The following is a 25,573-nucleotide window of genomic DNA, read 5'->3' on the forward strand; positions in this document are numbered from 1 at the left end:
AATAAGGGTGGGCTAGTGTGCGGACGGGCCGGGCGCGTCTTCGCGCCCCGCGCCCAGCCAGGCGGCCAGCAGCGCCGGCACCAGCGCGCCGGCCAGGAACGCCCAGCCGGCGCGCTCGGCGGGCTGCTGCCCGGCCCACAGGAACAGGGCGCCCAGCAGCACCAGCGTGGTGGCGAAGTAGCCCGCGCTGACCGGCCAGTGCCGGCCGGCCCGGCGCGCCAGCCGTTGATAGGCATGCGAGCGGTGCGCCTGGCTGGCGCGCTGCCTGCGCAGCACGCGCGTGACCAGCGTGACGGTGGCGTCGCAGAAGAACAGGCTGAGCGGAATCAGCCACAGCAGCGGCGACGTGCCGGTGACCTGGGCCTGGTGCAGCACCAGCAGGCCCGCGACAAAGCCGCAGAAGCCGCTGCCCGCGTCGCCCATGAAAATGCGCGCCGGCGGGGCGTTGTACAGCAGGAAGCCGATGGCGGCCGCGGCAAACAGCAGGGCCGGCACGCCGGCGGCCCCGGGCGCCAGCCAGCCCCACAGCAGGCCGGCCGCCAGCGCCTGGCCGCCGGCAATGCCGTCGATGCCGTCCATGAAGTTGTAGAGGTTGGTCAGCCATACCAGGCCGAACAGCATCAGCGCGGCCCGCAGCGGCGCCGGCAGCGCCTGGCCGGCGACGGCGAGCGCCGGCAGGGGCCACAGCACGTACAGCGCGGCGGCGGCCGCCGCCACATGCACGACCAGGCGCGTGCGTGCGCTGAGCGAGCGGGCATCGTCGATGTAGCCCACGATGGCGATGGGCAGGCCGCAGCCCAGCAGCGCCACGGTGCGCGGCTCGATCAGGCCGGCCGCCCAGGCGGCCGCGGCGCCGGCGTAAAAAGCCGCCACCAGCGCCACGCCGCCGCCGCGCGCGGTGGGCTGGGTGTGCGAGCTGCGATGGTTGGGCGTGTCCAGTATGTTGCGCCGGTGCGCCCAGCCGATCATTTTCCAGGTGCCGAACGCCGACAGCGCGGCCACGGCGCACAGCAGGACGGCCAGGGTGAAAAGTTGCGTCATCGGGTTGTCCGGGACAGAAATCCGCGCCGGCCGGGCCGCGCGCGGGTAGAGTCAGGCCGATTGCGCCAGCGCGGCGGCGATGCGGGCCGCGGCATCGCCATTGCCATACGGCGCAATGGGCCGGGGCTGGGCCTGCAGGGCCAGGCCCACGGCGGATTCCAGGTCGTCTGCCGAGCGGGCGTCGACCAGGCGGTTCCAGCCGGCGTCGACCAGCTCGGTCCATTCGGTTTCGTCGCGCAGCGTCACGCAGGGCACCTGGTGGAAAAAAGCTTCTTTCTGCACGCCGCCCGAGTCGGTGGCGATCAGCATGGCGTATTTTTCCAGTTGCACCATGTCCAGGTAGCCCACCGGCTCGGTCAGGCACAGCCGGCCGCGCGCCTGTTCGATCAGGCCGAGCCGTTCCAGGATGCCGCGCGTGCGCGGATGCAACGGCCATACCACGGGGCGCCCGCCCGCCGCCACGCTGCACAGCGCTTGCACGATGGCGTGCAGGCGCTGCGGGTCGTCGGTGTTCTCGGCGCGGTGGATGGTGGCCAGCACGTAGCTGCCGGGCGCCAGGTCCAGGCGCTGCAGCGCGCCGCCCGTTTCCGAGACGCGCGCGCCATGGTGCAGCGCCACGTCGTACATGACATCGCCGACCTGCTCGATGCGCTCGGCGGCGGCACCTTCGCCCCGCAAGTGCCGGGTGGCGGTTTCGGTGGGGGTGAACAGCCAGCGCGAGATGCGGTCGGTGAGAATGCGGTTGATTTCCTCGGGCATGCGCATGTTGAACGAGCGCAGGCCCGCCTCGACGTGCGCCACCGGGATGTGCAGCTTGGCGGCCGCCAGCGCGCCGGCCAGCGTGGAGTTGGTGTCGCCATACACCATGACCGCGTCGGGCTGCTCGCGCTGCATGACTTGCTCGACGGCGATCAGCATGCGGCCGGTCATGTCGCCGTGGCTGCCGCCGTGGATGCCCAGTGTGTGGGCGGGCCTGGCCATGCCCAGTTCATCGAAGAACACATCCGACATGTTGGCGTCGAAGTGCTGGCCGGTGTGCACGACGACCTCCTCCAGGCCGGCATGGCCGGCGATGGCCGCCGAGACGACGCTGGCCTTGATGAATTGCGGGCGGGCGCCCAGGACAGTCAGGATTTTCTTGCGCATGGGCAGGCAGCGGTCAGGCGAGGGCGGCGCGCAGCGCCGCGACGATCTGGTCTTGGGTGGCGGGGTCGAGGTCGGGGTGCATGGGCAGGCTCATGACCCGGGCGGCCAGCGTGTCGGACACGGGCGTGGCGCCAGGGCCGTCGGCGAACTGGGCGTAGGCCGGCTGCGCGTGGATGGGGCGCGGATAGTGCACGGCGGTGGGGATGCCGGCTTCTTTCAGCCTGGCCTGCACGGTGTCGCGCTGCGGCACCATGACGGTGTATTGCGCCCAGACGCTGTCGCGGTCGGGCCGCACCGTGACGGTGCCCGCGCCCGCCGGCAGGTCGGCCAGCAGGCGGCTGTAGCGCGCGCCGATTTCGATGCGCTGCGCGACTTCCCATTCGAAGCGTTCGAGCTTGCCCAGCACCACCGCGCATTGCAGCGTGTCCATGCGGCCGCCCACGCCGATGCGGGTGTGGTAGTAGCGGGCCGACTGGCCGTGCACGCGGATTTCGCGGCAGGCCTGGGCGATGGCGTCGTCGTTGGTGAAAATGGCTCCGCCGTCGCCGTAGCAGCCCAGCGGCTTGCTGGGAAAGAAGCTGGTGCAGCCGATGGTGGACAGGTTGCAGCTCTTGCGGCCCTTGTAGGTGGCGCCGAAGCTCTGGGCCGCGTCTTCAATGACGGGAATGCCGTGGCGTTCGGCGATGGCGTTGACTTCGTCCATGTCGCCGCACTGGCCGTACAGCGATACCGGCATGATGGCCTTGGTGCGCGGCGTGATGCGGGCTTCGATCTGGGTGGCGTCGATGTTGCAGGTGTCGGGCTGCACGTCGACGAACACTGGCCTGGCGCCCAGCAGCACAATGACTTCCGCGGTGGCCACGAAGGTGAACGAGGTGGTGATGATCTCGTCGCCCGGCTGGATGCCCAGCGCCATCAGCGACATCAGCAGGGCCTCGGTGCCCGAGGCCACCGTGATGCAGTGGCGCGCCCCGGTGTAGGCGCACAGGGCCGCTTCCAGTTCCTTGACTTCCGGGCCCATGATGTACTGGCCGTGGTCCAGCACGGCCTGGATGCGCGTATTGATGGGGTCGCGCAGCGCCTGGTATTGTTTTTTCAGATCGATGAATTGCATGACGGGTCTCAGGCCAGCCGGCATACGCCGTTTGCCAGTATGTAGCGTTCGCCCGTATGGGGGCAGGTGGTTTCGGCGTCGCCGCTCAGGGGCAGGTCGAGCTGTTCGCCATGGCGGCTCATCCAGCCGATCTGGCGCGCCGGCACGCCGACCACCAGCGCGAAGTCGGGCACGTCTTTGTTGACCACGGCGCCGGCGCCCACGAAGGCATAGCGGCCGATGGTGGCGCCGCACACCACGGTGCAGTTGGCGCCCAGGGTGGCGCCCTGGCGCACCACGGTGTCGCGGTATTCGCTCTTGCGCTCGATGGCCGCGCGCGGGTTGTACACGTTGGTGAACACCATGCTGGGGCCGCAGAACACGTCGTCTTCGATGAAGACGTTGTCGTACACCGATACGTTGTTCTGGATTTTCACGCGGTTGCCGATGCGCACGCGGTTGCCCACGAACACGTTCTGGCCCAGCGAGCAGCCTTCGCCGATCTCGGCGCCGCCGCAGATGTGCACCCAGTGCCAGATGCGGCTGTTGGCGCCGATGCGGGCGCCCTCGTCGACGATGGCGGTGGAATGGATGGTGGTCATGGTCAGTCCAGCGGCAGCGGAATGCGCACGCCGTCGCGCGCCGAGCGGTAGATGGCGGTCAGCAGCGCCAGCGACTGCAGGCCTTCGCGCCCGTCGGTTTCCGGGTCGCATTCGCCGCGCAGGGTGCGGATGACGTTGTCGTAGTACAGCGGGTGGCCGAAACCGTAGACCGACGAGGTTTCATAGCTGGCATCGCGGATCTTGTCGTCGTCGGGGTGCGGCTCGGCGAATTTCCATTCGTCGATGCGGTTGACCGCCACGCCGCCCACCCGCACCGTGCCGTGTTCGCCCAGGATGGTGATGGAGCCTTCCAGGTTCTGCGGGTAGGTGAGCATGGTGACGTTGATGGAGCCCATGGCGCCGTGGCGCCAGCGCAGGGCCGCCACGCCGGTGTCTTCGGCTTCGATGCGGCGCGCCAGCGTGCCGGTGTAGGCGTACACGCTTTCCACCGGCCCGATCAGCCAGTCGAGCAGGTCGACGTAGTGGCTGGCCTGGTTCATGAAGGCGCCGCCGTCCCATTCCCATTTGCCGCGCCAGCGGGCGGCGTCGTAGTACTCTTGCGGGCGGGTCCAGAACACATTGACCGTCACCATATAGATGCGGCCGAAGCGGTTTTGCTCGATGGCTTTCTTCACGAGCTGCAGCGTGGCGTTGCGGCGGTTCTGCTTGACCACGAACAGGTGCACGCCGGCTTCGTCACAGGCCTTGACCATGCGCTTGCCGTCTTCCCAGCGGGTGGCCATGGGTTTTTCGCTGACCACGTGGCGGCCCGCCTGGGCCACTTCGATGGCTTGCCAGGGGTGCAGCCCGGACGGCGTGGCCAGCACCACGGCGTCGGCCGTGCTTTCGGCCAGCAGTTCACCCAGCGAGTCAAAGGGCCGCGCGCCGGTGGCTTCGTGAGCGGCTTTCAGGGCGGCCGGGTTGGTGTCGCAGATTTCCACCAGTTCGGCCCGGTCCTGGTGCTTTTCGATAGCGCCGATATGGTTCTTGGAGATGCGGCCACAGCCCACCAGGGCGAAGCGGACCTTGCGGTCGCCAATAGGGGTAGACGTCATAAGTCTTGGGTTTGTTGTAAATTGCCGGGATTCTGTGTTGTGGCCCGTCCCGGATCGGGTCAAAAGTAACAGCAATGATACCGCGAAGGCCTGTAGGGTCTTTTGCACGAATACACCCGAAGGTTCCCACTAGTAATTGATGGCAACCCGCATTCTCATCGTCCGTACCTCCTCGCTCGGCGATCTGGTGCACATGCTGCCGGCCATTTCCGATATTGCCCGCCATGTGCCCGGCGCCGTCATCGACTGGGTCGCGGAAGAGGCATTTGCCGAAATCCCCGGCTGGCACCCGGCCGTGCACGAGGTCATCAAGGTGGCCCATCGGCGCTGGCGCAAGGCTTGGTGGTCGGCCCCGGTAAAGGCCGAGCGGCGCGCCCTAGCCGAGCGGCTGCGCGCCGTGGAGTACGACGTGGTGCTCGACATGCAGGCGCTGATGAAGTCGGCCTGGCTGGTGCGGCAGACCCGCGGCGTGCGCCACGGGCTGGACTGGCGCTCGGCCCGCGAGCCGCTGGCCTCGCTGTTCTATCAAGAGCGCCACCGGGTCGAGTTCTGGCAGCCGGCGGTCATCCGCCAGCGCAAGCTGGCCGCGCTGGCCTTTGGTTACACCTATAGCGGCCCGCCCGACTTCGGCCTGCAGGCTTTCGCGCAGCAGGCCCAGGCGCAGGCCCGGGCCTGCGCGGCTTCGCTGGAAGACTGCGCCCGCCCCCACCATCACCTGAATACCGACCACGGCTACGCCATCATCATGCCGTCGGCCAGCCGCGACGACAAACTCTGGCCCGAAGACGACTGGCGCGCCGTGTTCGCCCGCGTGCGCGAGGCCGGCTGCACCCTGCGCCTGCTGGCCGGCAACCCCCAGGAAGCCGAGCGCGCCCAGGCGCTGGTGGCGGGCCTGGACGGCGTGAAGGTGCTGCCGCGCATGGACCTGACCGCCATTGCCCGCCAATTGGCGGGCGCGCGCATCATGGTGGGGCTCGACAGCGGCCTGACTCATCTTTCCGCCGCGCTGGGCCGGCCCACGGTGGGCATCTACCGGGCGTCCACGCCGGTGCGCACGCCCCTGATCGGCTCGAATTTCACCGCCAGCCTGGGCGACCGCGGCGCGCCGCCGTCGCGCGAGGCCGTGCTGGCCTCGGTGGACCAGGCCCTGGCGGCCAGCTGACATGCCCACGCCCGCCGCCCCGATATTCCGCGCGGCGGCCCGCTGATATGCGACGCCCCGCCTACACCCTGGCCCTGCGCGCGGCGGCGCCGCTGGTGTGGCTGTGGATGGCGCGGCGCGCCAGGCGCGCAGGCGGCCAATGGGGCATTTTCTCGGCGGCGCGCTTCGGGCGGCCCGATCCGGCCGAGCCGGCGCCGTTCGCCCGGGCGCCAGTGTGGGTGCACGCGGTCAGCCTGGGCGAGACCCGCGCCGCCCAGCCGCTGGTGCAGGCGCTGCTGGAACGCGGCCTGCCTGTCCTGCTGACCCACACTACCGCCACCGGCCGCGCCGAGGGGGCGCGCCTGTTCGAGGCCGCCATCGCCGCCGGCCAGCTGCGCCAGACCTGGCTGCCCTATGATTTTCCCGGCGCCGTGCAGGGCTTTCTGCAGCACCACACGCCGCGCTGCGGCCTGCTGATCGAGCGCGAGGTATGGCCCAACCTGCTGGCGCAGGCGCGCCGGCAGGGGGTGCGCATGGCGCTGGTCAGCGCGCGGTTCTCGGAATCGTCGCTGCGCCAGGCCGGATGGATGGGCGAGGCCCTGCGCGATGCGCTGGCCGGCCTGGATGCGGTGCTGGCGCAGACGCCGGAAGACGCCCGGCGCCTGGAGCAGGCCGGCGCGCGCCATGTGCAGGTGACCGGCAACCTGAAATTCGACCTGGCCCTGCCGGCCAGCCAGGTACGGGCCGGGCGGGCCTGGCGCCGGGCGCTGGGGCGGCCGGTGGTGGCCGTGGCCAGCACGCGCGAGGGCGAAGACGCCATGTTCGCGCAGGCCATGCGCGCCCGTGCCGGCAGCGGCCGGCCGGTGCTGTATGTGCTGATCCCCCGGCATCCGCAGCGTTTCGACGCTGCCGCGGCGCAGCTGCGCGAGGCCGGGCTGTCGTGCGTGCGGCGTTCGCGGGCCGGCGCGCCGGCCGAGGCGCTGCCGCCGGTGAGCGGCGAGACCGATGTGGTGCTGGGCGACACGCTGGGCGAGATGGCTTTCTACTACGCTGCCGCCGATGTGGCCATTGTGGCGGGCAGTTTCGCGCCGCTGGGCGGGCAGAACCTGATCGAAGCCTGCGCCGCCGGCGTGCCGGTGGTGGTGGGGCCGCACACCTTCAATTTCAAGCAGGCTGCGCAGGACGCCATCGCGGCGGGCGCCGTGTTGCGCGCCGCCGACGTCCCGGCGGCGCTGGACGCGGCCCTGGCGCTGCTGGACGACGACGAGCGCCGGCTGGCCATGGGCCGCGCGGCACGGGACTGGTCGGCCACCCACGCCGGCGCCACCGAGCGCACCTTGCAGGCGCTGGACGAGTGGCTGGAAACCTAGGCCGTACAGGTGTGTACAGGTGTCAGGCTCCGCCAGGTGCCTGACACCGTTGTGAGCCGCAGCCGTCTCAGTCGTACGGTGTCCGAGACCCTGCGGGAGTCGGACACCTGGCAGCAAGGCGCCCTCACAGCACCTGGCAGCGCTTACCGTTCGAGTTTCACCTTGTCGGCATTGAGCTCTTGCTTGAGCGCGGCGGTGTCGCGGCCGGCGTCGTCGGGGCGGCTGCCCAGCCAGCCCTGGCCCAGGGCGTAGACCCACAGATTGGCCAGCACGATCAGCACGAAAAGCACACGCATCGCAGCACGCTCAAAGGGATTGCGGGTCGGGCTGGGCGGCCAGCAGCGCCAGGCCGTCCAGCACCGGGCGGTCCAGGTAGGCCGGCACGGGCGGCGCGCCGTGGTCGGCGGCGGCCTGGGCCAGCAGCCGTTCGGTTTCTTGTTGTACCTCGGGCCAGCCGCCGCCGGCTACATAAATATCGGCCGCGCAGCCGTAGTGCCGGCAGGCCGCCAGCCATTGGCGCACCACGGCGCCGGCCTGGGCGGCCGCGATGCCCGAGGCGATGGCCTGGTGGGTGTCGACCGGGAAATCTGCCACCGGCCCGTCGGCCAGCGGCAGATTGGCGGTGCCGCGCGCCAGCGAACTGCGCATCAGCGCCGGCCCGGGCAGGATCAGGCCCCCGGCGAAGGCATCGTCGGGCCCCACCGTGTCGATGGTGGTGGCCGTGCCGAACGAGGCCAGCACGAAAGGCGGGTGCGCCCGCGGCAGGCGGCTGCGCACGCCCAGCAGGGACACCAGGCGGTCGGCGCCCAGCTGGGCCGGTTGTGTATAGCAGTTGCGCAGCCCCAGCAGCTGCGGGCGCGAGGTAATCCAGTGCACCGGACAGCCATGGCCCGCCAGAGCGGCGCGTATGCCCTCGCCGCGTTCGGCGCCGGCCACGTTCACGCCCAGCGCCAGCACGGGCTTGCGCGCCAGGGTGCCCAGCCAGTCTCCCAGGGCATGGGGATCGAGGTTGTCGAAGGCGATGGCGGCCGGCTCGCGCGTGGCGCCGTCCAGCCAGCCGACTTTCAGGCGGCTGTTGCCGGAGTCGATCAGCAAGATCATGTCTGGTTTCCGGGCGGGGCGCCCGCCGGGCGGATCGAGATTTCGCCCACCGACACGGGTATCCGTTCGGCGCCGGTGTGCACGTACAGGCGGCCCTGGTCATCCAGGCCCTGCGCGGTGCCGCTGAACAGCACGGCGCCCTGGTCCACGACGTTGACCGCGCGGCCGGCCAGGGCGTCCACCGCGTCGAAGCGGGGCCGGAAGGACGCGAAACCCTGCGTTTCGAGCTGCCGCACCGCGTCGCGCCAGGCATTGGCGGCGGCGCACACGATGTCGGCGGCGCTGGCCGGCGCACTGCCGGATTGTTCGACCACGCAGGTCCAGTCGGCCACCGAACGCCCCAGCGCCTGCGACAGGGTATCGGCGTCGCGCAGGTTTACGCCCATGCCGATGACGACGGTGTAGCCGCCCGGCACGGCCGGATCGCGGGTGGATTCGACCAGCACGCCGGCCAGCTTGGCGTCGTGCCACTGCACGTCGTTGGGCCACTTGACGCACAGCCCCGGGGCGCCGCCCGCCAGCGAGCGCAGCGCCTCGCAGGCGGCCAGGCCGGCCAGCGGCGACAGCGCCGGCAGGCGGTTGGCCGGCATGCGCACGGGGTAGGCGCACGAAAACATCAATGCCGCGCCCGAGCGGTTCTGCCAGGGGCGTCCGGCCCGGCCCCGGCCGGTTTGCTGCAAGTGCGTGCCCAGCAGCCACGACCCGCCGCCGGCGCGCGCGCGCGCCAGCAGGTCGGCATTGGTGGACCCGGTGCTGGCCGTCCAGCCGATGGACTGGAAGCCATCGAGCCGCGCGGACAGCTCGCGCGCCAGCGCCTCGGGCGCGGGCAGGTCGGTGTGGCGGACATCAGTAAACATGGCGGCGATTGTAGGGCACCGCGCCGCGGCGGGTCACGGCGGGGGTTGATTGGTAACATGCAGGCTTGCCCGCTTTCCTTTGCGCTTGTCCATGCCCGCACGCACCGAAACCCAGTCCTTCACCGGCGAAGCCGGCCTCATCGATTGCGCCATCGACTGGCCGGCCGATTCTCCGCGCGGCTGGGCGCTGGTGCTGCACCCGCATTCACTGCAGGGCGGCGCCCGCGACAACAAGGTCGTGACCACTATTGCGCGCGCCTGCGTGCAGCACGGGCTGGCGGCGGTGCGCCCCGATTTCCGCGGCGTGGGCAAGTCCGAAGGCCAGTTCGACAAGGCCCGCGGCGAAACCCGCGACATGCTGGCGCTGGTGGCGCAAATGCGCCAGCGGTATCCCGAGCTGGCCGCCGCGCCCTGGGTGCTGGGCGGGTTTTCGTTCGGCACCGCGGTGGCCGCGCAAACCTACGCCGGCCTGGTCCAGGCCGGCGATGCGGCATTGCCCGCGGCGCTGATGCTGATGGGTGCTGCGGTGCAGCGCTTCCAGGAACACGACATCGACGTGCCGGCCGACACGCTGATGGTGCATGGCGAACACGACGAGGTGGTGCCGCTGTCCGAAACACTGGACTGGGCGCGTCCGCGCGATGTGCCGGTGGTGGTGGTGCCGGGCGCCTCGCATTTCTTCCACGGCAAGCTGCTGGTGCTGCGCGCGCTGGTGCAGGCGCGGCTGAAAGTGGCGCTGGACTGAGGCCCGCCGGGGTAGCATCGCGTTACCGGTCTGGCGCGGCCAGGAACGTTATCGCATCCGCGCAGTCCCACCCCCTGCCTATAATGATGCAGCTTTTTGCCCGCCGGGCGGCCTTTGATCGTGGACTACTCTCGCCGATGAAAAAAAATCGTTCCCTTCCGTCTTCTGTTGCGTTTTCTCGCCGTGCGTTGGCCGGCGCCGTACTGTCGGCGCTGATGGCGGCATCCGCGCCCGCCTGGGCGCAGCAGCAGCCGGCAGCGCCGGCGGCCAGCACCGCGCCCGCTCCGGCGGCCACGACGCCAGTGGCGGAATTGTCGTCGGTGCCCGCGCCCACCATCGCGGCGCGCGCCTGGATCACCGTCGATGTCAGCAGCGGCCAGGTGCTGGCGGCGGCCAACCCCGACATGCAGATCGAGCCGGCCTCGCTGACCAAGATCATGACGGCCTACGTGGTGTTCAATGCGCTGAAAGAAAAGCGCATCACTCTCGAGCAGCAGGTGCCGGTGTCCGAGCACGCGTGGCGCACCGGCGGCTCGCGCATGTTCATCGAGCCGCGCAAACCCGTCACGGTCGACGAGCTCATCCAGGGCATGATCGTACAGTCGGGCAATGACGCCTCGGTGGCGCTGGCCGAAGCCGTGGGCGGCAGCGAATCCGCCTTCGCCGCGCTGATGAACCAGGAAGCCGAGCGCCTGGGCTTGAAGCACACGCATTTCATGAACGCCACCGGGCTGCCCGACCCGCAGCACGTCACCACCGTGGCCGACCTGGCGGTCCTGTCGGCCGCGCTGATCAACGACCACCCCGACTACTACCACTACTACAAGCAGAAAGAGTTCAGCTACAACAAGATCACGCAGCCCAACCGCAACCGCCTGCTGTGGGCCGACCCTTCGGTCGACGGCATGAAAACCGGCCACACCGACGCGGCCGGCTACTGCCTGGTGTCCACCGCGCTGCGCGGCGACCGCCGCGTGCTGACCGTGCTGGCCGGCGCCGACAGCGAGGCCACCCGCGCCGAAGAAAGCCTGAAGCTGCTGAACTGGAGCTTCCAGAACTTCGACACCGTCAAGCTGTACGACAAGAGCCAGCCCGGGCTGGAAGTGCGCGTCTGGGAAGGCACGGTCGAAACCGTCAAGCTGGGCCCGCCCAAGCCGGTGTCGCTGACCGTGCCGCGCGGCAAGTCCGGCGACATCAAGCCGGTGGCGCAGCGCACCGATCCCCTGGTGGCCCCGCTGTCCAAGGGCCAGCAGGTCGGCACGCTGCAGCTTACCCTCGACGGCAAGGTGCTGCGCACCGAGCCGCTGGTGGTGCAAGACAACGTTGAACGGGCCGGCTTCTTCGGCCGCCTGGTCGACATGGTCAAGCGCAAGTTCCAGTAAATTACGCATCCGCTTCACGCACTCATATTCCGGGGCGGCGGCGCCGCCCCTTTCCTACTCAGGAGCCATCCATGATTCCGGGCATGCCGGGCGACAGCCAGGTGTATATCAACGGTGAATTCACACGGGCCGACCAGGCCAAGATCTCGGTGCTGGACCGGGGGTTCATTTTCGGCGACGGCATCTACGAAGTCGTGCCGGTGTACAACGGCAAGCCGTTCCGCATGGCCGAGCACCTCGACCGCCTCGACCGCAGCCTGAAGGCGCTGAGCATCGCCCAGCCCATGGCGCGCGCCGAATGGATCGAGCTCATCGGCGAACTGGCGCGCCGTTCGGCCACGCCCACCTGCATCGTCTACCTGCAGGTGACGCGCGGCGTCTACAAGCGCGACCACGCCTTTCCCAAAGAAGCCGTTCGCCCCACGGTGTTCGGCATGGCCACCGTGTTCAACCCGCCCTCGGCGGCGCAGCGCGAGCAGGGCATCAGCCTGATCAGCATTCCCGACGAACGCTGGCTGCATTGCGAGATCAAGTCGGTGTCGCTGCTGGGCAATGTGCTGGCCCGGCAGCAGGCGGTCGAGGCCGGCGCCGACGAAGTCGCGCAGTTCCGCGACGGCTTCCTGACCGAAGGCTCGTCCAGCAATATCTGGGTGGTGTCGGGCGGCAAGCTGCTGGCCCCGCCCAAGAACAACCTCATTCTCGAAGGCATCCGCTACGGCCTGATGGGCGAGCTGGCGGCCGAGGCCGGCGTGGCCTTCGAGGCGCGCCGCCTGTCGCAAGAAGAAGTGGCCGCCGCCGACGAACTGCTGGTCACTTCGGCCACCAAGGAAATCCTGCCGGCCACCCGCTACGACGGCAAGCCGGTCGGCAGCGGCAAGCCCGGCCCCGTTTATGCCCGGCTGCGGGCGGGGTATGATGCCCGTATCGCCGCCCTGTAGGCCGTCGCGGCCGGTTTTGCCATGCATCCCATCCCGCCCGAAGAATCGCTGATCGAGTACCCGTCCGACTTTCCCATCAAGGTCATGGGCAAGCAGCACCCCGATTTCGCCCAGACCATGACCGACGTGGTGCTGCAATTCGATCCGGGCTTCGATCCCGCCAAGGTCGAGATGCGGCCCAGCAAGGGCGGCAACTACATGGGCCTGACGTTCACCGTGCGCGCCACTTCGCGCGAGCAGCTCGACAACCTGTATCGCGCGCTGCACGGGCACCCCATGGTGTCCATCGTCCTGTAGGGCGGCCAGCCAGGCGCATGCCATGATCAAGTGGCTGACCCGGCCGGCCGACTACGCGCCGGTATGGCAAGACATGCGGGCCTTCACGGCCGGGCGCGGCGCGGCCACGCCCGACGAGGTCTGGCTGTGCGAGCACGCGCCGGTGTACACGCTGGGCCAGGCCGGCAAGCCCGAGCACCTGCTGAACCCCGGCGCCATCCCCGTGGTGATGTGCGACCGCGGCGGGCAGGTTACCTATCACGGGCCGGGGCAGGTGGTGGCCTATACCCTGTTCGACCTGCGCCGCGCCGGCCTGTTCGTGCGCGAATACGTGCGCCTGCTCGAAGACGCGGCCATCGGCACGCTGGCCGATTTCGGCGTCGCGGGCGCCTGCCGCAAGCCCGGCGCGCCGGGCGTTTACGTGCCGCAAGGCGCGGCGGGCGAACTGGCCAAGATCGCCGCGCTGGGCATCAAGATCCGCAACGGCTACGCCTACCATGGCGTGGCGCTGAACGTCGACATGGACCTGTCGCCGTTCCTGGGCATCAACCCGTGCGGCTACGAAGGCCTGGTTACTGTAGACATGGCTGCATGCGGCGCGCGGCGCCCGTTGGTCGACGTGGGCCAGCGCCTGGCCGAGCGCCTGCTGGCCGCCATGCCGGGGCCGGCCGGCGCAACGCGCTAAAATGCCCTTTTCTCCCGGACCGTGCCGCCGGGTTTCGCGGGCGCGGCCATCACGAAGGTGACGAATGTCCACGCTCGAGCCCTCTCTTTCCTCGAACGACCCGCAATCCGCCGCGCCGTCCGCCTACGACGCCACGCAGAAGCAGAAGTCGCAAGCCAAGACCGCGCGCATCCCCATCAAGATCGTGCCGGCCGAGCGCCTGAAAAAACCCGAATGGATCCGCGTCAAGGCCGCCGCGCCGGGTTCGCGCTTCTACGACATCAAGCGGATTTTGCGCGAGCACAACCTGCACACCGTCTGTGAAGAGGCCTCGTGCCCCAACATCGGCGAATGCTTCGGCAAGGGCACGGCCACCTTCATGATCATGGGCGACAAGTGCACCCGCCGCTGCCCGTTCTGCGACGTGGGCCACGGCCGCCCCGATCCGCTCGACGCCAGCGAACCCGAAAACCTGGCCCGCACCATCGCCGCCCTGAAGCTGTCGTACGTGGTCATCACCTCGGTCGACCGCGACGACCTGCGCGACGGCGGCGCCGCCCACTTCGTCGATTGCATCTCGCGCATCCGCGAGCTGTCGCCCAGCACCCGCATCGAAGTGCTGGTGCCCGACTTCCGCGGCCGCCTGGAACGCGCCCTGGCCATCCTGAACGCCGGGCCGCCCGACGTCATGAACCACAACCTGGAAACCGTGCCGCGCCTGTACAAGCAGGCGCGTCCGGGCTCCGACTACGCGCATTCGCTGAAGCTGCTGGCCGAGTTCAAGCAGCTGCACCCCGAAGTGCCCACCAAGTCGGGCCTGATGCTGGGCCTGGGCGAAACCGACGACGAAATCCTGCAGGTCATGCGCGACATGCGCGAGCACGGCGTCGACATGCTGACCATCGGCCAGTATCTGCAGCCGTCCGAGCACCACCTGCCGGTGCTGCGCTACGTGCACCCCGACACCTTCGCGATGTTCGAGCGCGAAGCCTACGCCATGGGGTTCTCGCACGCCGCGGTGGGCGCCATGGTGCGCTCGTCGTACCACGCCGACCAGCAGGCGCACGCGGCCGGAGTCAACTGAGCGGTTTCAGATCAGGCATACGTGTCCGCATCCCGCAGCGCCACGCCGCGGCGGTCTTTTGCGGACACGATCGCTTCGCCCAGTTCCGGCCATGCGATGCCGATATCCGGATCGTTCCAGCGCACGCAGCGCTCGTGCGCAGGCGCGTAGTAATCGGTGGCCTTGTACAGGGTCTCGGCCACGTCCGACAGCACCATGAAGCCGTGCGCGAAGCCTTCGGGCACCCAGAGCTGGCGCTTGTTTTCGGCCGACAGCAGGGCGCCGGCCCATTGCCCGAAGGTGGGCGAGGCGCGGCGCAGATCCACCGCCACGTCGAAGACTTCACCCGCCACCACGCGCACCAGCTTGGCCTGCGGCTGGCGTATCTGGTAATGCAGCCCGCGCACGACGCCGCGCACCGAACGCGATTGATTGTCCTGCACGAAGGCGGGCGCGCGCCCCAGCGCCGCCTGCAGGCGCGCCGCGTTGTAGCTTTCGAAGAAGTAGCCGCGCGCATCGCTGAAGACGTCGGGTTCGATCAACACGACATCGGGAATGGCCAGGGGCGTGATTTTCATGGTGTGTCCGGCAGGGCGCCGGACCCGCGCCGGGCCAGGCAGTCGATGGTGCGGTCCAGGTGCACGGTCCAGTCGGGCAGGTCCAGCCCCAGCGCGCCGGCCAGGCGCTGCGTGTCCAGCCGCGAGTTGCGCGGGCGCGGCGCGGGCAGGGGGTAGTCGTCGGTGCCGATGGCGTGGATGCGCTCGGGCCGCAGGCGCAGCGCCATGCCCTGTTGCCGGGCGCGCCGCACGCTGCGGCAGGCCAGGTCGTGCCAGCTGGCGCTGCCGGCCGCGCTAAGGTGATACAGGCCCTCGGGCAGGCTTTGGCGGCGGTGCGCGGCCAGTGCCAGGGCGGTAACGTCGGCCACCAGTTCGGCCGACGTCGGCGCGCCGACCTGATCGGCCACCACGCGCAGTTCGTCGCGCTGCCGCGCCAACTGCAGGACGGTCTTGACGAAATTGCGGCCGTGCGCGGCGTAGATCCAGCTGGTGCGCAGCACCAGGGCGCGGCAGCCGCTGGCCTCGATGGCCTGCTCGCCCGCCAGCTTCGAGCGGCCGTATTCGTTCAGCGGGTTGGGGGCGTCGGTTTCCAGGTAGGGGGCCGGCTTGGCGCCGTCGAATACATAATCGGTGGAATAGTGCACCAGCAGCGCGCCGCTCTGGCGTGCCTGCGCGGCCAGCACGGCCACGGCTTCAGCATTGGCGCGCCGGGCCGGGGCGGGGTCTTGCTGCGCCGGGTCGACCGCCGTCCAGGCCGCCGCGTTCACGATCAGGTCGGGGGCCTGCGCCCGCAGCAGCGCCCGCAGGCCGTCCAGATCGTCCAGGTCGGCCTGGGCGCGCGTGGGCGCGGTGATGCGGCCCAGCGGTAGCAGGGTGCGGCACAAGGCATTGCCGATCTGGCCCGTGGCGCCCAGCAGCAGGATCTTCATGGCGCGTACTGCGTCTGCAGCCAATGGCGATAGGCGCCGCCCGCCACGCCGGCCACCCATTGCGGATGGTCCAGGTACCACTGCACGGTGGCGCGCAGGCCGGCGTCGAACGCATGGCTTGGCCGCCAGCCGAGCTGCCGGTGGATTTTGCCGGCGTCGATGGCGTAGCGCCGGTCGTGGCCGGGGCGGTCGTGCACGAAGGTGATCTGTTCGCCATGGGCGCGCCCGTCGCCGCGTGGCCGCCAGGTATCGAGCAGCGCGCACACGGCCTGGGCCACCTGCAGGTTGCTGCGTTCCTGGCCGGCGCCGATATGATAGACCTGGCCGGGCTCGCCGGCTTCGAGCACCCGCCGCAAGCCCGCGCAGTGGTCGTCCACGTACAGCCAGTCGCGCACGTGCGAGCCGTCGCCGTACAGGGGCAGCGGCCGGCCCGCCAGGGCCTGGTGGATCAGCAGCGGAATCAGCTTTTCGGGAAACTGGCGCGGGCCGTAATTGTTGGGGCAGTGCGTAGTCAGCACCGGCAGGCCGTAGGTGTGGCGGTAGGCGCGCACCAGGTGGTCGCCCGCGGCCTTGCTGGCCGAATAGGGGTTGTTGGGCCGGTACGGATCGCCTTCGGCGAACGGCGGGGCCTGCGGCTCGAGCGAGCCGTAGACCTCGTCGGTGGATACCTGCACGTAGCGAAAACCCGCGCGCGCCGGCCCGTCCAGCGCCTGCCAATAGGCGCGCACCGCTTCCAGCAGCTGGAAAGTGCCCGTGACATTGGTGTGGATGAAGGCATCGGGCCCGCGGATGGCGCGGTCGACATGCGATTCGGCAGCGAAATTCAGCACCGCGCGCGGCTGGTGGGTTTGCAGCAGCGTGGCCACCAGGCCGCTGTCGGCGATATCGCCCTGCACCAGCAGGTGGCGGGCATCGCCTTTCAGGCTGTCCAGGTTGCCGGCATGGCCGGCGTAGGTCAGTTTGTCCAGGTTGATGACGGGTTCATCGGTATGGCCCAGCCAGGCCAGCACGAAGTTCGAACCGATGAAGCCGGCGCCGCCGGTGACGAGGATGCTCATGGAATACGCTGGCGGGCAGCCTTGATGGCAGCCTAGGGCTGCACCCGGGAATGCCGGCTGGTCCAGAAGACATCGCCGGCGCCCTGCGCGCCATTCAGGTGGCGGGCCAGCACGAACATCAGGTCGGACAGGCGGTTCAGGTATTGGCGCACCGGGGCGTTGAGGGGTTCGTCGCGGCCCAGCGCCACCACCGAGCGTTCGGCCCGGCGCGCCACCGTGCGCGCCAGGTGGGCCAGCGCCGCGGCGCGGCAGCCGCCCGGCAGAATGAATTCGCGCAGCGGCGGCAGCGCGCCGTTGTAGTGGGCCAGGCGCTCGTCCAGAAAGGCCAGCTGGCTGGCATCCAGCGTGGTGTGGCCCGGAATGCACAGCTCGGCGCCCAGGTCGAACAGATCGTTCTGGATGACGCCCAGATCGGCCTGCACGGCGTCGGGCAGTGTTTCGGCGCGCAACAGGCCGATGACGCTGTTCAGCTCGTCTACCTCGCCCAGCGCGGCGATGCGCGGCGTGTCTTTGCCGGTGCGGCTGCCGTCGCCCAGGCCGGTGGTGCCATCGTCGCCGGTGCGGGTGGCCACGGCGGAAAGTCGGTTGCCCATGCGCGGATGCCCTCGGGTCGTGGTTGCGTGAAGAAACAAAGCCTTAGTGTAGTGCCAGCGCCGGCTGGCGCGAACGCGCTATCCTGTGCATGTCTGCGCGGCGCCGGCATTGCCGGGCGCGGCGCGCTCAAGGAGCAATGCAATGCAGCATGCGCACAAAGCGGCGGCCGGCCTGCTGGCGGCGGCCGTACTGGCCGGCGGGGCCGGCCTGCCCGCGCCCGCCCGGGCGGCCAGCCAGGAAGCGCCCGCCACCGCCACCGCCACCGCCACCGCCAGCGGCGAAGTGCGCCGGGTGGACGCGGCCGGCGGCAAGGTCACCATCAAGCACGACAAGATCACGGCCCTGGACCTGCCCGCCATGACGCTGGTGTATCGGGCCGATCCGGCCCTGCTGGCCGGCATCAGGCCAGGCGACAAGGTGCGTTTCACCGCCACCCGCCAGGACGGCCGCTACGTGGTCACCGACATCAGCAAATAGGCGCGCGGCGGGCCGGCCGCCCGCCAGTTTTCAACAATCCTGAATAAGCCATTCGGCCGGGCACGGTGTTCCCGCGGCGGGGACGCGCGCACAATCTCGCCTGTCATCCATATCTACAACAAGACAGGAGCGAGACATGAAGAAGACCTGGAAACCCTGGCTCGCGGCGGGGCTGCTGTCGCTGGCCGGCGCCGCCCAGGCGGCCGGCTACCCCGAACGGCCGCTGCACCTGCTGGTGGGCTTTCCCGCCGGCGGCGCATCGGACGTGGCGGCGCGCGCCATGGCGGCCAAGATGGAAACCCTGCTGGGCCAGCCGGTGGTGGTCGAGAACAAGCCCGGCGCCGCCAGCAATATCGCGTCCGACGCGGTGGCCAAGGCCAGGCCCGACGGCTACACCCTGCTGTTCGGCACGATTTCGCTGTCGATCAACGGCAGCCTGTACAAAAGCCTGCCGTACGATCCGGTGCGCGACCTGACGCCGGTATCGCAGCTGTCGTCCGCGCCGTTCCTGCTGGTGGTGAACCCCAAGTCGCCGATCCATTCCGTGGCCGACCTGATCGACACCGCCAAGCATGCCCAGAAGGGCCATGAACCCGATTACGCCACGGCCGGCAACGGATCGGGCTCGCACCTGTTCATGGAGCTGTTCTGCGCCCGCGCCGGCATCCAGCTGTCGCACGTGCCGTACCGGGGCGCGGCGCCGGCCATGGCCGACGTGCTGGGCGGCCAGGTGCCGCTGACCTTCGACAACATCATCACCACGCTGCCGCTGATCAAAAGCGGCAAGCTGCGCGCGCTGGCTGTCAGCAGCGCGCAGCGCTCGCCGGCCGCCCCCGACATTCCCTCGCTGGCCGAGCTGGGGGTGAAAGACTACGACGCCACTTCGTGGTTCGGCCTGTTCGTGCCGGCCGGCACGCCGCCGGACATTATCGGCAAGCTGGGCAAGGTCGCGGTGCAGGCCGTCAACACCCCTGAAGTCAGCGCCACCTTGCGCAAAGTGGGCGCCGAGCCGGTGGGCTCGACGCCGCAGCAGTTCGCGGCCTTTTTCAAAGAAGAGGTCGACAAGTGGGCCGAGGTGGTGCAGCGCGCCCACGTGCAGATCGACTGAGCGGGCGGCCCTGGCGGGACGCTTCCGGCATTTTTCCCCAACCTGTCTACGGCAATCATGCGAATCTGGCATCAAAGCTTCACCGTCCTGAACGACCTGGGGGCGTACCACCAGGCCCTGCAACAGCATTTCGCGCGCGTGGCGCGCCCCGATACGCAGATCGACCTGCACGGCATGCATCCGGGCACGTACCGGTCGCACTATCCGGGCACGGACATCCGCCATGCGTCGCTGCAATACGTGCATGCGCTGCAGTTCATGACGGCGGCCGTGCAGGCGCAGCGAGAAGGCTATGACGTGTACGCCATCAGCACGCTGCCCGAGCCGGCGTTGCGCGAGGTGCGCGGCATGGTCGACATCCCGGTGGTGGGCTATGGCGAATCGGCCATGCTGACGGCCTGCATGCTGGGCCGCAAGTTCGGCGTGCTGGTCTTCATTGACGATCTCAACGAACTGATCGCCGAGAACGCGCGCGGCCATGGCCTGGCATCGCGCTTTGCCGGCGCCATGCCGGTGGGTTTCACGTTCCAGGACGTGCTGGACGGGTTCGACGATGCTTCCGGGCTGATCGAGCGCTTCCGCGCCGCGGCGCGCCGCCTGATCGCCCAGGGGGCCGACGTGATCATTCCCGGCGAGGCGCCCATGAACGTGCTGCTGGCGCGCAACGGGGTGGCCGAGGTCGACGGCGTGCCGGTGCTGGATTCGCTGGCCAGCTGGATCAAGCAGGCCGAAGCCCTGGGCGACCTGCGCCGCCTGTGCGGCATTCAGGCTTCGCGCAGGGGCTTCTACAACACGCCGCCCGACCTGGACCGCGTCACCGAGGTTTTTTCGTTCTACGGCCTGGACCGACTGGGATCATCGTCTTGACGGGCGGACGGCGGCGCGCATCGAAGATTTCCAGCAGGAAATCGATGAACGCCCGCACCTTCGGCGCGGTGTAGCGCGTTTTCACCGTGACCGCGTAGAACGTGCGCACCGTGGTCGTCCATTCGGGGTACAGCCGCGCCAGCCTGCCCTGGTCGATCAGGTCGGCCACGAAGATGTCCAGCACATAGATCAGCCCGGCGCCGCGCACTGCGGCCTGGATCAGCGATTCGGTGTTGTTGAAGTGCAGGATGCCGCCGGGCTGCACCACGGCCTGCTCTTTGCCGCGCGTGAATATCCACGGGTTGGGCGTCTGGCGCGTGCCCTGCAGCAGGCCCAGGCAGCGCGCCGGGTTCAGGTCGCGCGGCGTGGGGGCGGCGGCCAGCGCCGCGGCCACCGTGTCGGGGGCGCCGCACGCCACATAATGGGCTTCGTAGATGGGGCGGCCGACCAGGTCGGCGTCTTCGACGCGGTCCATGCGCACGGCCACGTCGGTGGCGCGCTCGATCAGGTTGTGCGGCTCGTTGGTCAGCGTCATCGATACCGACAGGCCGGGGTGGCGCCGCGTCAGCTCGACCAGCGCCGGGCACAGCAGGCTCTGGCCGATGGCGAACGGCGCCTCGACGCGCAGCGGGCCCGCGATGTCGGCCGCACTGCCCTGCACGTCGGCCTCGGCCTGCAGCACGGCGTTCAGCACTTCCAGGCAGCGCGGCAGGAACAGGCGGCCTTCTTCGGTCAGGTGCAGGTGGCGCGTATTGCGCTGGATCAGCGTGACGCCCAGGTGTTGTTCCAGGTTGCGCACGCACGAGGTGACCGTGGCATTGGCGACGTTCAGCGATTCGGCGGCGCGCGAAAAGCTGCCGCATTCCATCACGCGCGCGAACACCTGCATTGCCCAGAGTTTGTCCACGGGCTCCCCTTTGGTTCCCTGCCGGCCGGCCGCGGCAAGACGCCCCGGCCGGCAGGCGGGCCGCTACAGCACGTAGCGCGCCAGGTCCTGGCTGCTGGCCGCTTCCGACAGCTGCGCGTCGACGTAGGCGGCGTCGATGGTGACGGTCTTGCCGCTGCTGGCGGTGGCGTCGAACGACAGTTCTTCCAGCAGTTTTTCCATGACCGTGTACAGGCGCCGCGCGCCGATATTCTCGGTGCGCTCGTTCACGGAAAACGCCAATTCGGCCAGGCGCTCGATGCCGTCGGGCTTGAAGTCCAGCTGCACGTCTTCGGTGGCCAGCAGCGCCGAGTACTGCTTGATCAGCGACGCATCGGTGTCGGACAGGATGCGCACGAAGTCTTGCGCCGTCAGGGATTCAAGCTCGACGCGGATGGGAAAGCGCCCCTGCAGTTCGGGGATCAGGTCGGACGGCCGCGACAAATGGAACGCGCCCGAGGCGATGAACAGGATGTGGTCGGTGCGCACCATGCCGTAGCGGGTGTTGACCGTGGTGCCTTCCACCAGCGGCAGCAGGTCGCGCTGCACGCCCTGGCGCGACACGTCGGCGCCGCCGCTTTCCTGGCGCGCGGCGATCTTGTCGATTTCGTCGAGGAACACGATGCCGTTCTGCTCGACGTTGGCGATGGCGACGGTGCGCAGATCGTCTTCGTTGATGCGCTTGGCGGCCTCTTCTTCGACGATCAGCTTGAAGGCTTCTTTTACCTTCATTTTCTTGGGCTTTTTCTTGTCGCGCGCCAGCCCGGCGAACATGCCGCGCAGCTGCTCGGCCATTTCTTCCATGCCGGGCGGGGTCATGACGTCCATCTGCGGCACGGGCTGGGCGATTTCGATCTCGATTTCCAGATCGTCGCACTTGCCCTCGCGCAGCCGCTTGCGGAAGGTCTGGCGGGCATTGCTGTCTTCGCCGCGCTCGGGTTCGCCCGAGGCGCCGCGCGCCGGCGGCACCAGGGCGTCCAGGATGCGGTCTTCGGCGGCGTCTTCGGCCTGGGTGCGGACCCGGCGCATTTCGAGTTCGCGCGTCTGCTTGATGGAGTATTCGGTCAGGTCGCGGATGATGGTGTCGACATCGCGCCCCACGTAGCCCACCTCGGTGAACTTGGTGGCCTCGATCTTGATGAAGGGCGCGTTGGCCAGCTTGGCCAGGCGGCGGGCGATTTCGGTCTTGCCCACGCCGGTGGGCCCGATCATCAGGATGTTCTTGGGGTGGATTTCATGGCGCAGGGGCTCTTCGACCTGCTGGCGCCGCCAGCGGTTGCGCAGGGCCACGGCCACCGCGCGCTTGGCGCGGTTCTGGCCGATGATGTACTTGTCGAGTTCGGAGACGATTTCCCCGGGGGTCATGGTGGATGCGGACATGTGCGGAATCCTTGCTGCGGCCGGCCTGAGGCGGCTGCTTACTCGCCCAGCGTTTCGATGACGTGGTTCTGGTTGGTGTAGATGCAGATGTCGCCGGCGATTTCCAGCGACTGCTTGACGATGTCTTGCGGCGACAGTTCGGTGTTGCGCAGCAGCGCCAGCGCGGCCGACTGGGCATAGGCGCCGCCCGAGCCGATGGCCGCCAGGCCGTGCTCGGGCTCGAGCACGTCGCCGTTGCCGGTAAGCACCAGGGTGTGTTCGGCGTCGGCCACGATCAGCATGGCCTCCAGGCGGCGCAGCACGCGGTCGGTGCGCCAGTCGCGCGTCAGTTCGACGGCGGCGCGCATCAGGTGGCCCTGGTGCTTTTCGAGCTTGGCCTCGAAGCGTTCCTGCAGGGTGAAGGCGTCGGCCGTGGCGCCGGCGAAGCCGGCCAGGATCTTGTCGTGGTACAGGCGGCGGATTTTGCGGGCCGTGCCCTTGATGACAATGTTGCCCAGGGTGACCTGGCCATCGCCGCCCAGCGCGACCTGGTTGCCGCGGCGCACGCAGACGATGGTGGTGGCGTGAAATTGTTCCATGCGTTCCTTCCTTTGAAGGCCCTAGTTGAGGGCAAAGCGCCGGTTTTCAAGCTGCCGCGCGGCGGCCCGCAATAATCATTATCCTCTGCACCGGGCAAATAAAAAGGGCCGCTGCGGAAATCCGGCGCGGCCCTGGCAAGGCGAATGATCAAGCGGGGACGGAATCAGTCCCCGTACAGTTTCTGGCGCATTTCACGGCGTTCCTGGGCTTCCAGCGACAGGGTGGCGGTGGGGCGGGCCAGCAGGCGGGGGATGCCGATGGGTTCGCCGGTTTCTTCGCACCAGCCGTATTCGCCGCTGTCGATGCGGGCAATGGACTGTTGCACTTTTTTCAGCAGCTTGCGCTCGCGGTCGCGGGTGCGCAGTTCGAGGGCATGCTCTTCTTCGATGGTGGCGCGGTCGGCGGGATCGGGCACGAATTGCGTTTCGCGCAGGTGCTCGGTGGTTTCGCCGGCATTGGCCAGGATGTCTTGTTCGAGTTGCTTGAGCCGTTCTTTGAAGAACGCCAGCTGGCGATCGTTCATGTAGTCCGATTCGGGCATGGCCAGCAATTCTTGTTCGCTGGGCAGATCAATCGCCGTATCGCTCGTCGACTTGCTTGATTTTTTGGTTGCTGCCTTGGTAGCCATGAAAACACTCCACTATGAATCGATCCTGGCGCGACGCGCGCGTCGGGATTGCGGCGTCAGCCCGCCAGGCACTGCTCCAAGCCCCGGGTGAAAATTTCCTGGGGCAGCTTGCGTCCGATGAAGACCATCTTGGTGGATGGCTTTTCGGCCGCGGTCCACGGCTTGCCGGGTTCGGCACCCATCATCATGTGCACGCCCTGGAAGAGCATGCGGCGATTGATGCCTTTCATGTACAGGATGCCTTTGTAGCGCATCAGGTCGGGACCATAAACCTGTACCACGCCGCCCAGGAATTCTTCCAGCCGTGCGGGATCGAACGGCTTGTTGGAGCGGAAGACGAACGCGCCGATTTCGTCGTCGTGGTGGTGATGATGGTGATGATGTTCGTGGTGGCAATGATCCCCGCATTCGCCTTCGTGGTCATGATCGTGGTCGTGCCCGTGATCATGGCCGTGGGCGTGGCTGTGCGCCGCGTCGGGGTGTTCGTCGGCCAGGAAATCCGGGTCGATGTCGAGAATGGAATTCAGGTTGAAGCCGCTGATGTCGATGATGGACTTCAGGTCGGCGTCGCCGAAGTTCACCGGCGAGATCGGGGCGCGCGGGTTGATGCGCACCAGGCGCGCGCGCAGCGCTTCGTAGTCGGCCTCGTTGACCAGGTCTTTCTTTGACACCAGGATGCGGTCGGCGAACCCGACCTGCTTCTGGGCTTCGGGCTGCGCGTCGAGCGTGGCCATGCCGTGCTTGGCGTCGACCACCGTGACGACCGCATCCAGGCGGTAGTACTCGGCGATTTCGTCGTCCATGAAGAACGTCTGGCACACCGGGCCGGGGTTGGCCATGCCGGTGGTTTCGAGGATGACGCGCTCGAAATTCAGCTGCCCCGCCTGGCGCTTGGCGCGCAGGTCGGTCAGGGTGCGCATCAGGTCGCCGCGCACGGTGCAGCACACGCAGCCGTTGCTGAGCTCGATGATTTCTTCTTCGCTGTCTTGCACCAGCAGATCGTTGTCGATGCTTTCCGGCCCGAATTCGTTTTCGATGACCGCGACGCGGCGACCGTGGAATTCGGTGAGGATGCGCTTGAGCAGGGTGGTCTTGCCCGCACCGAGAAAGCCGGTGAGGATGGTGACGGGAACCATTTTGTCCAAACTGCGCTGGGTATTCATGGCAAGGCGGCAAGCTGAATGCCTGGGGCGCACGGGGCGCCGCTCGGGCGTGGACTACAGGCGGCCACTGCTGCGGCCGGACGCAGGATTACAGCACAGTCGGGGCGGGGGGGCAAACCCCGGGCCTACCCCAGCAGGAATTTCCGGAGAAGCCGGAAAAACAGCACCGTAATCCGATAGATACGGTTATATGGGGATGGATTACGACATATCAAGATACGCCGGTCGGGCGCGCAGCCGCAATACGGGCGCACACCCGCAATTCAGTGGGCGTGGCCGTGCGGGTGATGGCCCGCGGCGGCGGACTTCTGCTGGCACTGCGGGCACAGCGCGCGGATTTCGGTTTCGTGGGTGGCCAGTGCAAAGCCGGTGCGGGCCACGCGTTCGGCCAGTTGCCGGCTCATGGCCGGGTCGCTGACTTCGGCGACGGCGCCGCAGCCGGTGCACACCACCAGCAGGTCGTGCGGCGCGCCGGCCGCGTCGTGGCAGGCCGTCCAGGCATTGACGGCATCCAGCCGGTGGATCAGGCCTTCGTCCATCAGGAAATCGAGGGCGCGGTACACGGTGGGGGGCGCGGCGCCCGGGTGCACGGCGCGCATGGCGTCGAGCAATTCGTAGGCTTTCAGGCTGCGGCCGTGGCGCAGCAGCAATTCCAGCACCTTGCGGCGAATCGGCGTCAGCCGGCGGCCGCGCTGCGCGCACAGCGATTCGGCGATGCTGAGCTGGTCGCCGACAGGGTCGGGGCGTGAGGGGCGGGACGAAGTGGACATCGGGATCCGGACGGCCGGGCAGGGGCGATTCCGCGAAGGTATCAGAAAACGTCGCCGGCAGGGG

At 68.8% G+C, this 25,573-nt stretch carries 29 protein-coding genes; 11 read left to right on the plus strand and 18 right to left on the minus strand.

All coding sequences use genetic code 11. The features are described from left to right. Nucleotides 1-12: 12 nt before the first annotated feature. From J2P76_RS05745 to J2P76_RS05765, 5 genes are read right to left on the minus strand one after another with little or no spacing between them, the layout of a single operon-like run. Complete coding sequence (locus tag J2P76_RS05745; RefSeq protein ID WP_207405178.1) at nucleotides 13-1,041, minus strand: MraY family glycosyltransferase; 1,029 nt, start codon at nucleotides 1,039-1,041, stop codon at nucleotides 13-15. A gap of 51 nt (nucleotides 1,042-1,092) precedes the next feature. Beyond that, nucleotides 1,093-2,187, minus strand: coding sequence for a non-hydrolyzing UDP-N-acetylglucosamine 2-epimerase (gene wecB, locus J2P76_RS05750; protein WP_207405180.1), 1,095 nt, complete (start codon nucleotides 2,185-2,187; stop codon nucleotides 1,093-1,095). A gap of 13 nt (nucleotides 2,188-2,200) precedes the next feature. After that, nucleotides 2,201-3,301, minus strand: a complete 1,101-nt coding sequence (locus tag J2P76_RS05755) for a DegT/DnrJ/EryC1/StrS family aminotransferase (RefSeq protein WP_207405182.1) — start codon at nucleotides 3,299-3,301, stop codon at nucleotides 2,201-2,203. Nucleotides 3,302-3,309: 8 nt separating this feature from the next. Further along, entirely contained in the window at nucleotides 3,310-3,882 is a 573-nt protein-coding gene (locus J2P76_RS05760) for an acyltransferase (protein ID WP_207405184.1), read from the minus strand. A 2-nt stretch (nucleotides 3,883-3,884) separates the two neighbouring features. Next, nucleotides 3,885-4,937: a Gfo/Idh/MocA family protein gene (locus J2P76_RS05765; protein WP_207405185.1), complete on the minus strand. Its 1,053-nt coding sequence runs from the start codon at nucleotides 4,935-4,937 to the stop codon at nucleotides 3,885-3,887. A 139-nt stretch (nucleotides 4,938-5,076) separates the two neighbouring features. Here J2P76_RS05765 and waaC point away from each other — a divergent pair, with 139 nt between their 5' ends. Together waaC and J2P76_RS05775 are read left to right on the plus strand one after the other, a co-directional pair. After that, nucleotides 5,077-6,099 carry a lipopolysaccharide heptosyltransferase I gene (gene waaC, locus J2P76_RS05770; RefSeq protein WP_207405187.1) on the plus strand — a complete coding sequence of 341 codons (1,023 nt, stop codon included), beginning with the start codon at nucleotides 5,077-5,079 and terminating at the stop codon, nucleotides 6,097-6,099. Nucleotides 6,100-6,146: 47 nt separating this feature from the next. Further along, complete coding sequence (locus J2P76_RS05775; RefSeq protein ID WP_207405189.1) at nucleotides 6,147-7,448, plus strand: 3-deoxy-D-manno-octulosonic acid transferase; 1,302 nt, start codon at nucleotides 6,147-6,149, stop codon at nucleotides 7,446-7,448. Between the two features lie 143 nt (nucleotides 7,449-7,591). Here the strand turns inward: J2P76_RS05775 and J2P76_RS05780 are convergent, their stop codons facing one another. Genes J2P76_RS05780 through J2P76_RS05790 form a run of 3 tightly spaced genes read right to left on the minus strand, consistent with a single transcriptional unit; the run spans nucleotide 7,592 to nucleotide 9,406 of the window. After that, nucleotides 7,592-7,744: a hypothetical protein gene (locus J2P76_RS05780; protein ID WP_207405191.1), complete on the minus strand. Its 153-nt coding sequence runs from the start codon at nucleotides 7,742-7,744 to the stop codon at nucleotides 7,592-7,594. Between the two features lie 10 nt (nucleotides 7,745-7,754). Continuing rightward, the gene (locus J2P76_RS05785; protein WP_207405193.1) at nucleotides 7,755-8,549 is read right to left on the minus strand and encodes a type III pantothenate kinase; all 795 of its coding nucleotides are present in this window, start codon (nucleotides 8,547-8,549) and stop codon (nucleotides 7,755-7,757) included. Continuing rightward, nucleotides 8,546-9,406 carry a biotin--[acetyl-CoA-carboxylase] ligase gene (locus tag J2P76_RS05790; RefSeq protein ID WP_207405195.1) on the minus strand — a complete coding sequence of 287 codons (861 nt, stop codon included), beginning with the start codon at nucleotides 9,404-9,406 and terminating at the stop codon, nucleotides 8,546-8,548. Before J2P76_RS05790 ends, J2P76_RS05785 begins: the two co-directional genes overlap by 4 nt. A 91-nt stretch (nucleotides 9,407-9,497) precedes the next feature. On the opposite strand from J2P76_RS05790, the gene J2P76_RS05795 reads away from it, so the two are divergent. The 6 genes from J2P76_RS05795 (at nucleotide 9,498) to lipA (ending at nucleotide 14,495) form a co-directional block, all read left to right on the plus strand. Next, entirely contained in the window at nucleotides 9,498-10,151 is a 654-nt protein-coding gene (locus tag J2P76_RS05795) for an alpha/beta hydrolase (protein ID WP_207405196.1), read from the plus strand. Between the two features lie 137 nt (nucleotides 10,152-10,288). Then, nucleotides 10,289-11,533 (plus strand): D-alanyl-D-alanine carboxypeptidase family protein, encoded by a 1,245-nt coding sequence (locus J2P76_RS05800; RefSeq protein ID WP_207405198.1) that lies wholly within the window; start codon nucleotides 10,289-10,291, stop codon nucleotides 11,531-11,533. A 71-nt stretch (nucleotides 11,534-11,604) separates the two neighbouring features. Beyond that, on the plus strand, nucleotides 11,605-12,471 hold the full coding sequence (locus J2P76_RS05805) for a D-amino acid aminotransferase (RefSeq protein WP_207405201.1): 867 nt from the start codon (nucleotides 11,605-11,607) through the stop codon (nucleotides 12,469-12,471). A gap of 21 nt (nucleotides 12,472-12,492) precedes the next feature. After that, nucleotides 12,493-12,768 carry a YbeD family protein gene (locus J2P76_RS05810; protein WP_207405202.1) on the plus strand — a complete coding sequence of 92 codons (276 nt, stop codon included), beginning with the start codon at nucleotides 12,493-12,495 and terminating at the stop codon, nucleotides 12,766-12,768. A gap of 22 nt (nucleotides 12,769-12,790) precedes the next feature. Then, nucleotides 12,791-13,432: a lipoyl(octanoyl) transferase LipB gene (gene lipB / locus J2P76_RS05815; RefSeq protein WP_207405204.1), complete on the plus strand. Its 642-nt coding sequence runs from the start codon at nucleotides 12,791-12,793 to the stop codon at nucleotides 13,430-13,432. A 64-nt stretch (nucleotides 13,433-13,496) separates the two neighbouring features. Beyond that, the gene (gene lipA / locus J2P76_RS05820) at nucleotides 13,497-14,495 is read left to right on the plus strand and encodes a lipoyl synthase (RefSeq protein ID WP_207405206.1); all 999 of its coding nucleotides are present in this window, start codon (nucleotides 13,497-13,499) and stop codon (nucleotides 14,493-14,495) included. 11 nt (nucleotides 14,496-14,506) lie between these two features. On the opposite strand, the gene rfbC is transcribed toward lipA, so the two are convergent. Genes rfbC through J2P76_RS05840 form a run of 4 tightly spaced genes read right to left on the minus strand, consistent with a single transcriptional unit; the run spans nucleotide 14,507 to nucleotide 17,611 of the window. Further along, nucleotides 14,507-15,052, minus strand: a complete 546-nt coding sequence (gene rfbC, locus J2P76_RS05825) for a dTDP-4-dehydrorhamnose 3,5-epimerase (protein ID WP_207405209.1) — start codon at nucleotides 15,050-15,052, stop codon at nucleotides 14,507-14,509. After that, entirely contained in the window at nucleotides 15,049-15,960 is a 912-nt protein-coding gene (rfbD, locus tag J2P76_RS05830; RefSeq protein ID WP_207405210.1) for a dTDP-4-dehydrorhamnose reductase, read from the minus strand. Before rfbD ends, rfbC begins: the two co-directional genes overlap by 4 nt. Beyond that, a complete protein-coding gene (gene rfbB, locus J2P76_RS05835) occupies nucleotides 15,957-17,018 on the minus strand; it encodes a dTDP-glucose 4,6-dehydratase (protein ID WP_207405212.1) in 1,062 nt (353 codons plus the stop codon). The genes rfbD and rfbB overlap by 4 nt, the downstream gene beginning before the upstream one ends. 32 nt (nucleotides 17,019-17,050) lie before the next feature. Next, a complete protein-coding gene (locus J2P76_RS05840; RefSeq protein WP_207405214.1) occupies nucleotides 17,051-17,611 on the minus strand; it encodes a cob(I)yrinic acid a,c-diamide adenosyltransferase in 561 nt (186 codons plus the stop codon). Nucleotides 17,612-17,753: 142 nt separating this feature from the next. Between J2P76_RS05840 and J2P76_RS05845 the strand changes: the two genes are divergently transcribed. The 3 genes from J2P76_RS05845 (at nucleotide 17,754) to J2P76_RS05855 (ending at nucleotide 20,064) form a co-directional block, all read left to right on the plus strand. Beyond that, nucleotides 17,754-18,089: a copper-binding protein gene (locus J2P76_RS05845; protein ID WP_207405215.1), complete on the plus strand. Its 336-nt coding sequence runs from the start codon at nucleotides 17,754-17,756 to the stop codon at nucleotides 18,087-18,089. 136 nt (nucleotides 18,090-18,225) lie between these two features. Further along, nucleotides 18,226-19,197: a Bug family tripartite tricarboxylate transporter substrate binding protein gene (locus J2P76_RS05850; protein ID WP_207405217.1), complete on the plus strand. Its 972-nt coding sequence runs from the start codon at nucleotides 18,226-18,228 to the stop codon at nucleotides 19,195-19,197. Between the two features lie 57 nt (nucleotides 19,198-19,254). Next, on the plus strand, nucleotides 19,255-20,064 hold the full coding sequence (locus tag J2P76_RS05855; RefSeq protein ID WP_207405219.1) for an aspartate/glutamate racemase family protein: 810 nt from the start codon (nucleotides 19,255-19,257) through the stop codon (nucleotides 20,062-20,064). On the opposite strand, the gene J2P76_RS05860 is transcribed toward J2P76_RS05855, so the two are convergent. The 6 genes from J2P76_RS05860 to J2P76_RS05885 form a co-directional block, all read right to left on the minus strand. Then, complete coding sequence (locus J2P76_RS05860) at nucleotides 20,012-20,971, minus strand: LysR substrate-binding domain-containing protein (RefSeq protein WP_207405221.1); 960 nt, start codon at nucleotides 20,969-20,971, stop codon at nucleotides 20,012-20,014. The two genes, J2P76_RS05855 and J2P76_RS05860, sit on opposite strands and share 53 nt — an antisense overlap. Nucleotides 20,972-21,034: 63 nt before the next feature. Further along, a complete protein-coding gene (hslU, locus tag J2P76_RS05865) occupies nucleotides 21,035-22,369 on the minus strand; it encodes an ATP-dependent protease ATPase subunit HslU (protein ID WP_207405223.1) in 1,335 nt (444 codons plus the stop codon). A 38-nt stretch (nucleotides 22,370-22,407) separates the two neighbouring features. Continuing rightward, the gene (gene hslV / locus J2P76_RS05870; RefSeq protein ID WP_207405225.1) at nucleotides 22,408-22,947 is read right to left on the minus strand and encodes an ATP-dependent protease subunit HslV; all 540 of its coding nucleotides are present in this window, start codon (nucleotides 22,945-22,947) and stop codon (nucleotides 22,408-22,410) included. A 164-nt stretch (nucleotides 22,948-23,111) separates the two neighbouring features. Next, a complete protein-coding gene (dksA, locus tag J2P76_RS05875) occupies nucleotides 23,112-23,576 on the minus strand; it encodes an RNA polymerase-binding protein DksA (protein WP_207405227.1) in 465 nt (154 codons plus the stop codon). 56 nt (nucleotides 23,577-23,632) lie between these two features. Beyond that, nucleotides 23,633-24,739 carry a CobW family GTP-binding protein gene (locus tag J2P76_RS05880; protein ID WP_207405229.1) on the minus strand — a complete coding sequence of 369 codons (1,107 nt, stop codon included), beginning with the start codon at nucleotides 24,737-24,739 and terminating at the stop codon, nucleotides 23,633-23,635. Nucleotides 24,740-25,002: 263 nt separating this feature from the next. Further along, nucleotides 25,003-25,509 (minus strand): Fur family transcriptional regulator, encoded by a 507-nt coding sequence (locus J2P76_RS05885; protein ID WP_207405231.1) that lies wholly within the window; start codon nucleotides 25,507-25,509, stop codon nucleotides 25,003-25,005. Between the last annotated feature and the right edge of the window lie 64 nt (nucleotides 25,510-25,573).

The organism is Bordetella petrii, from assembly GCF_017356245.1.
GTDB lineage: Bacteria > Pseudomonadota > Gammaproteobacteria > Burkholderiales > Burkholderiaceae_B > Bordetella_A > Bordetella_A petrii_D.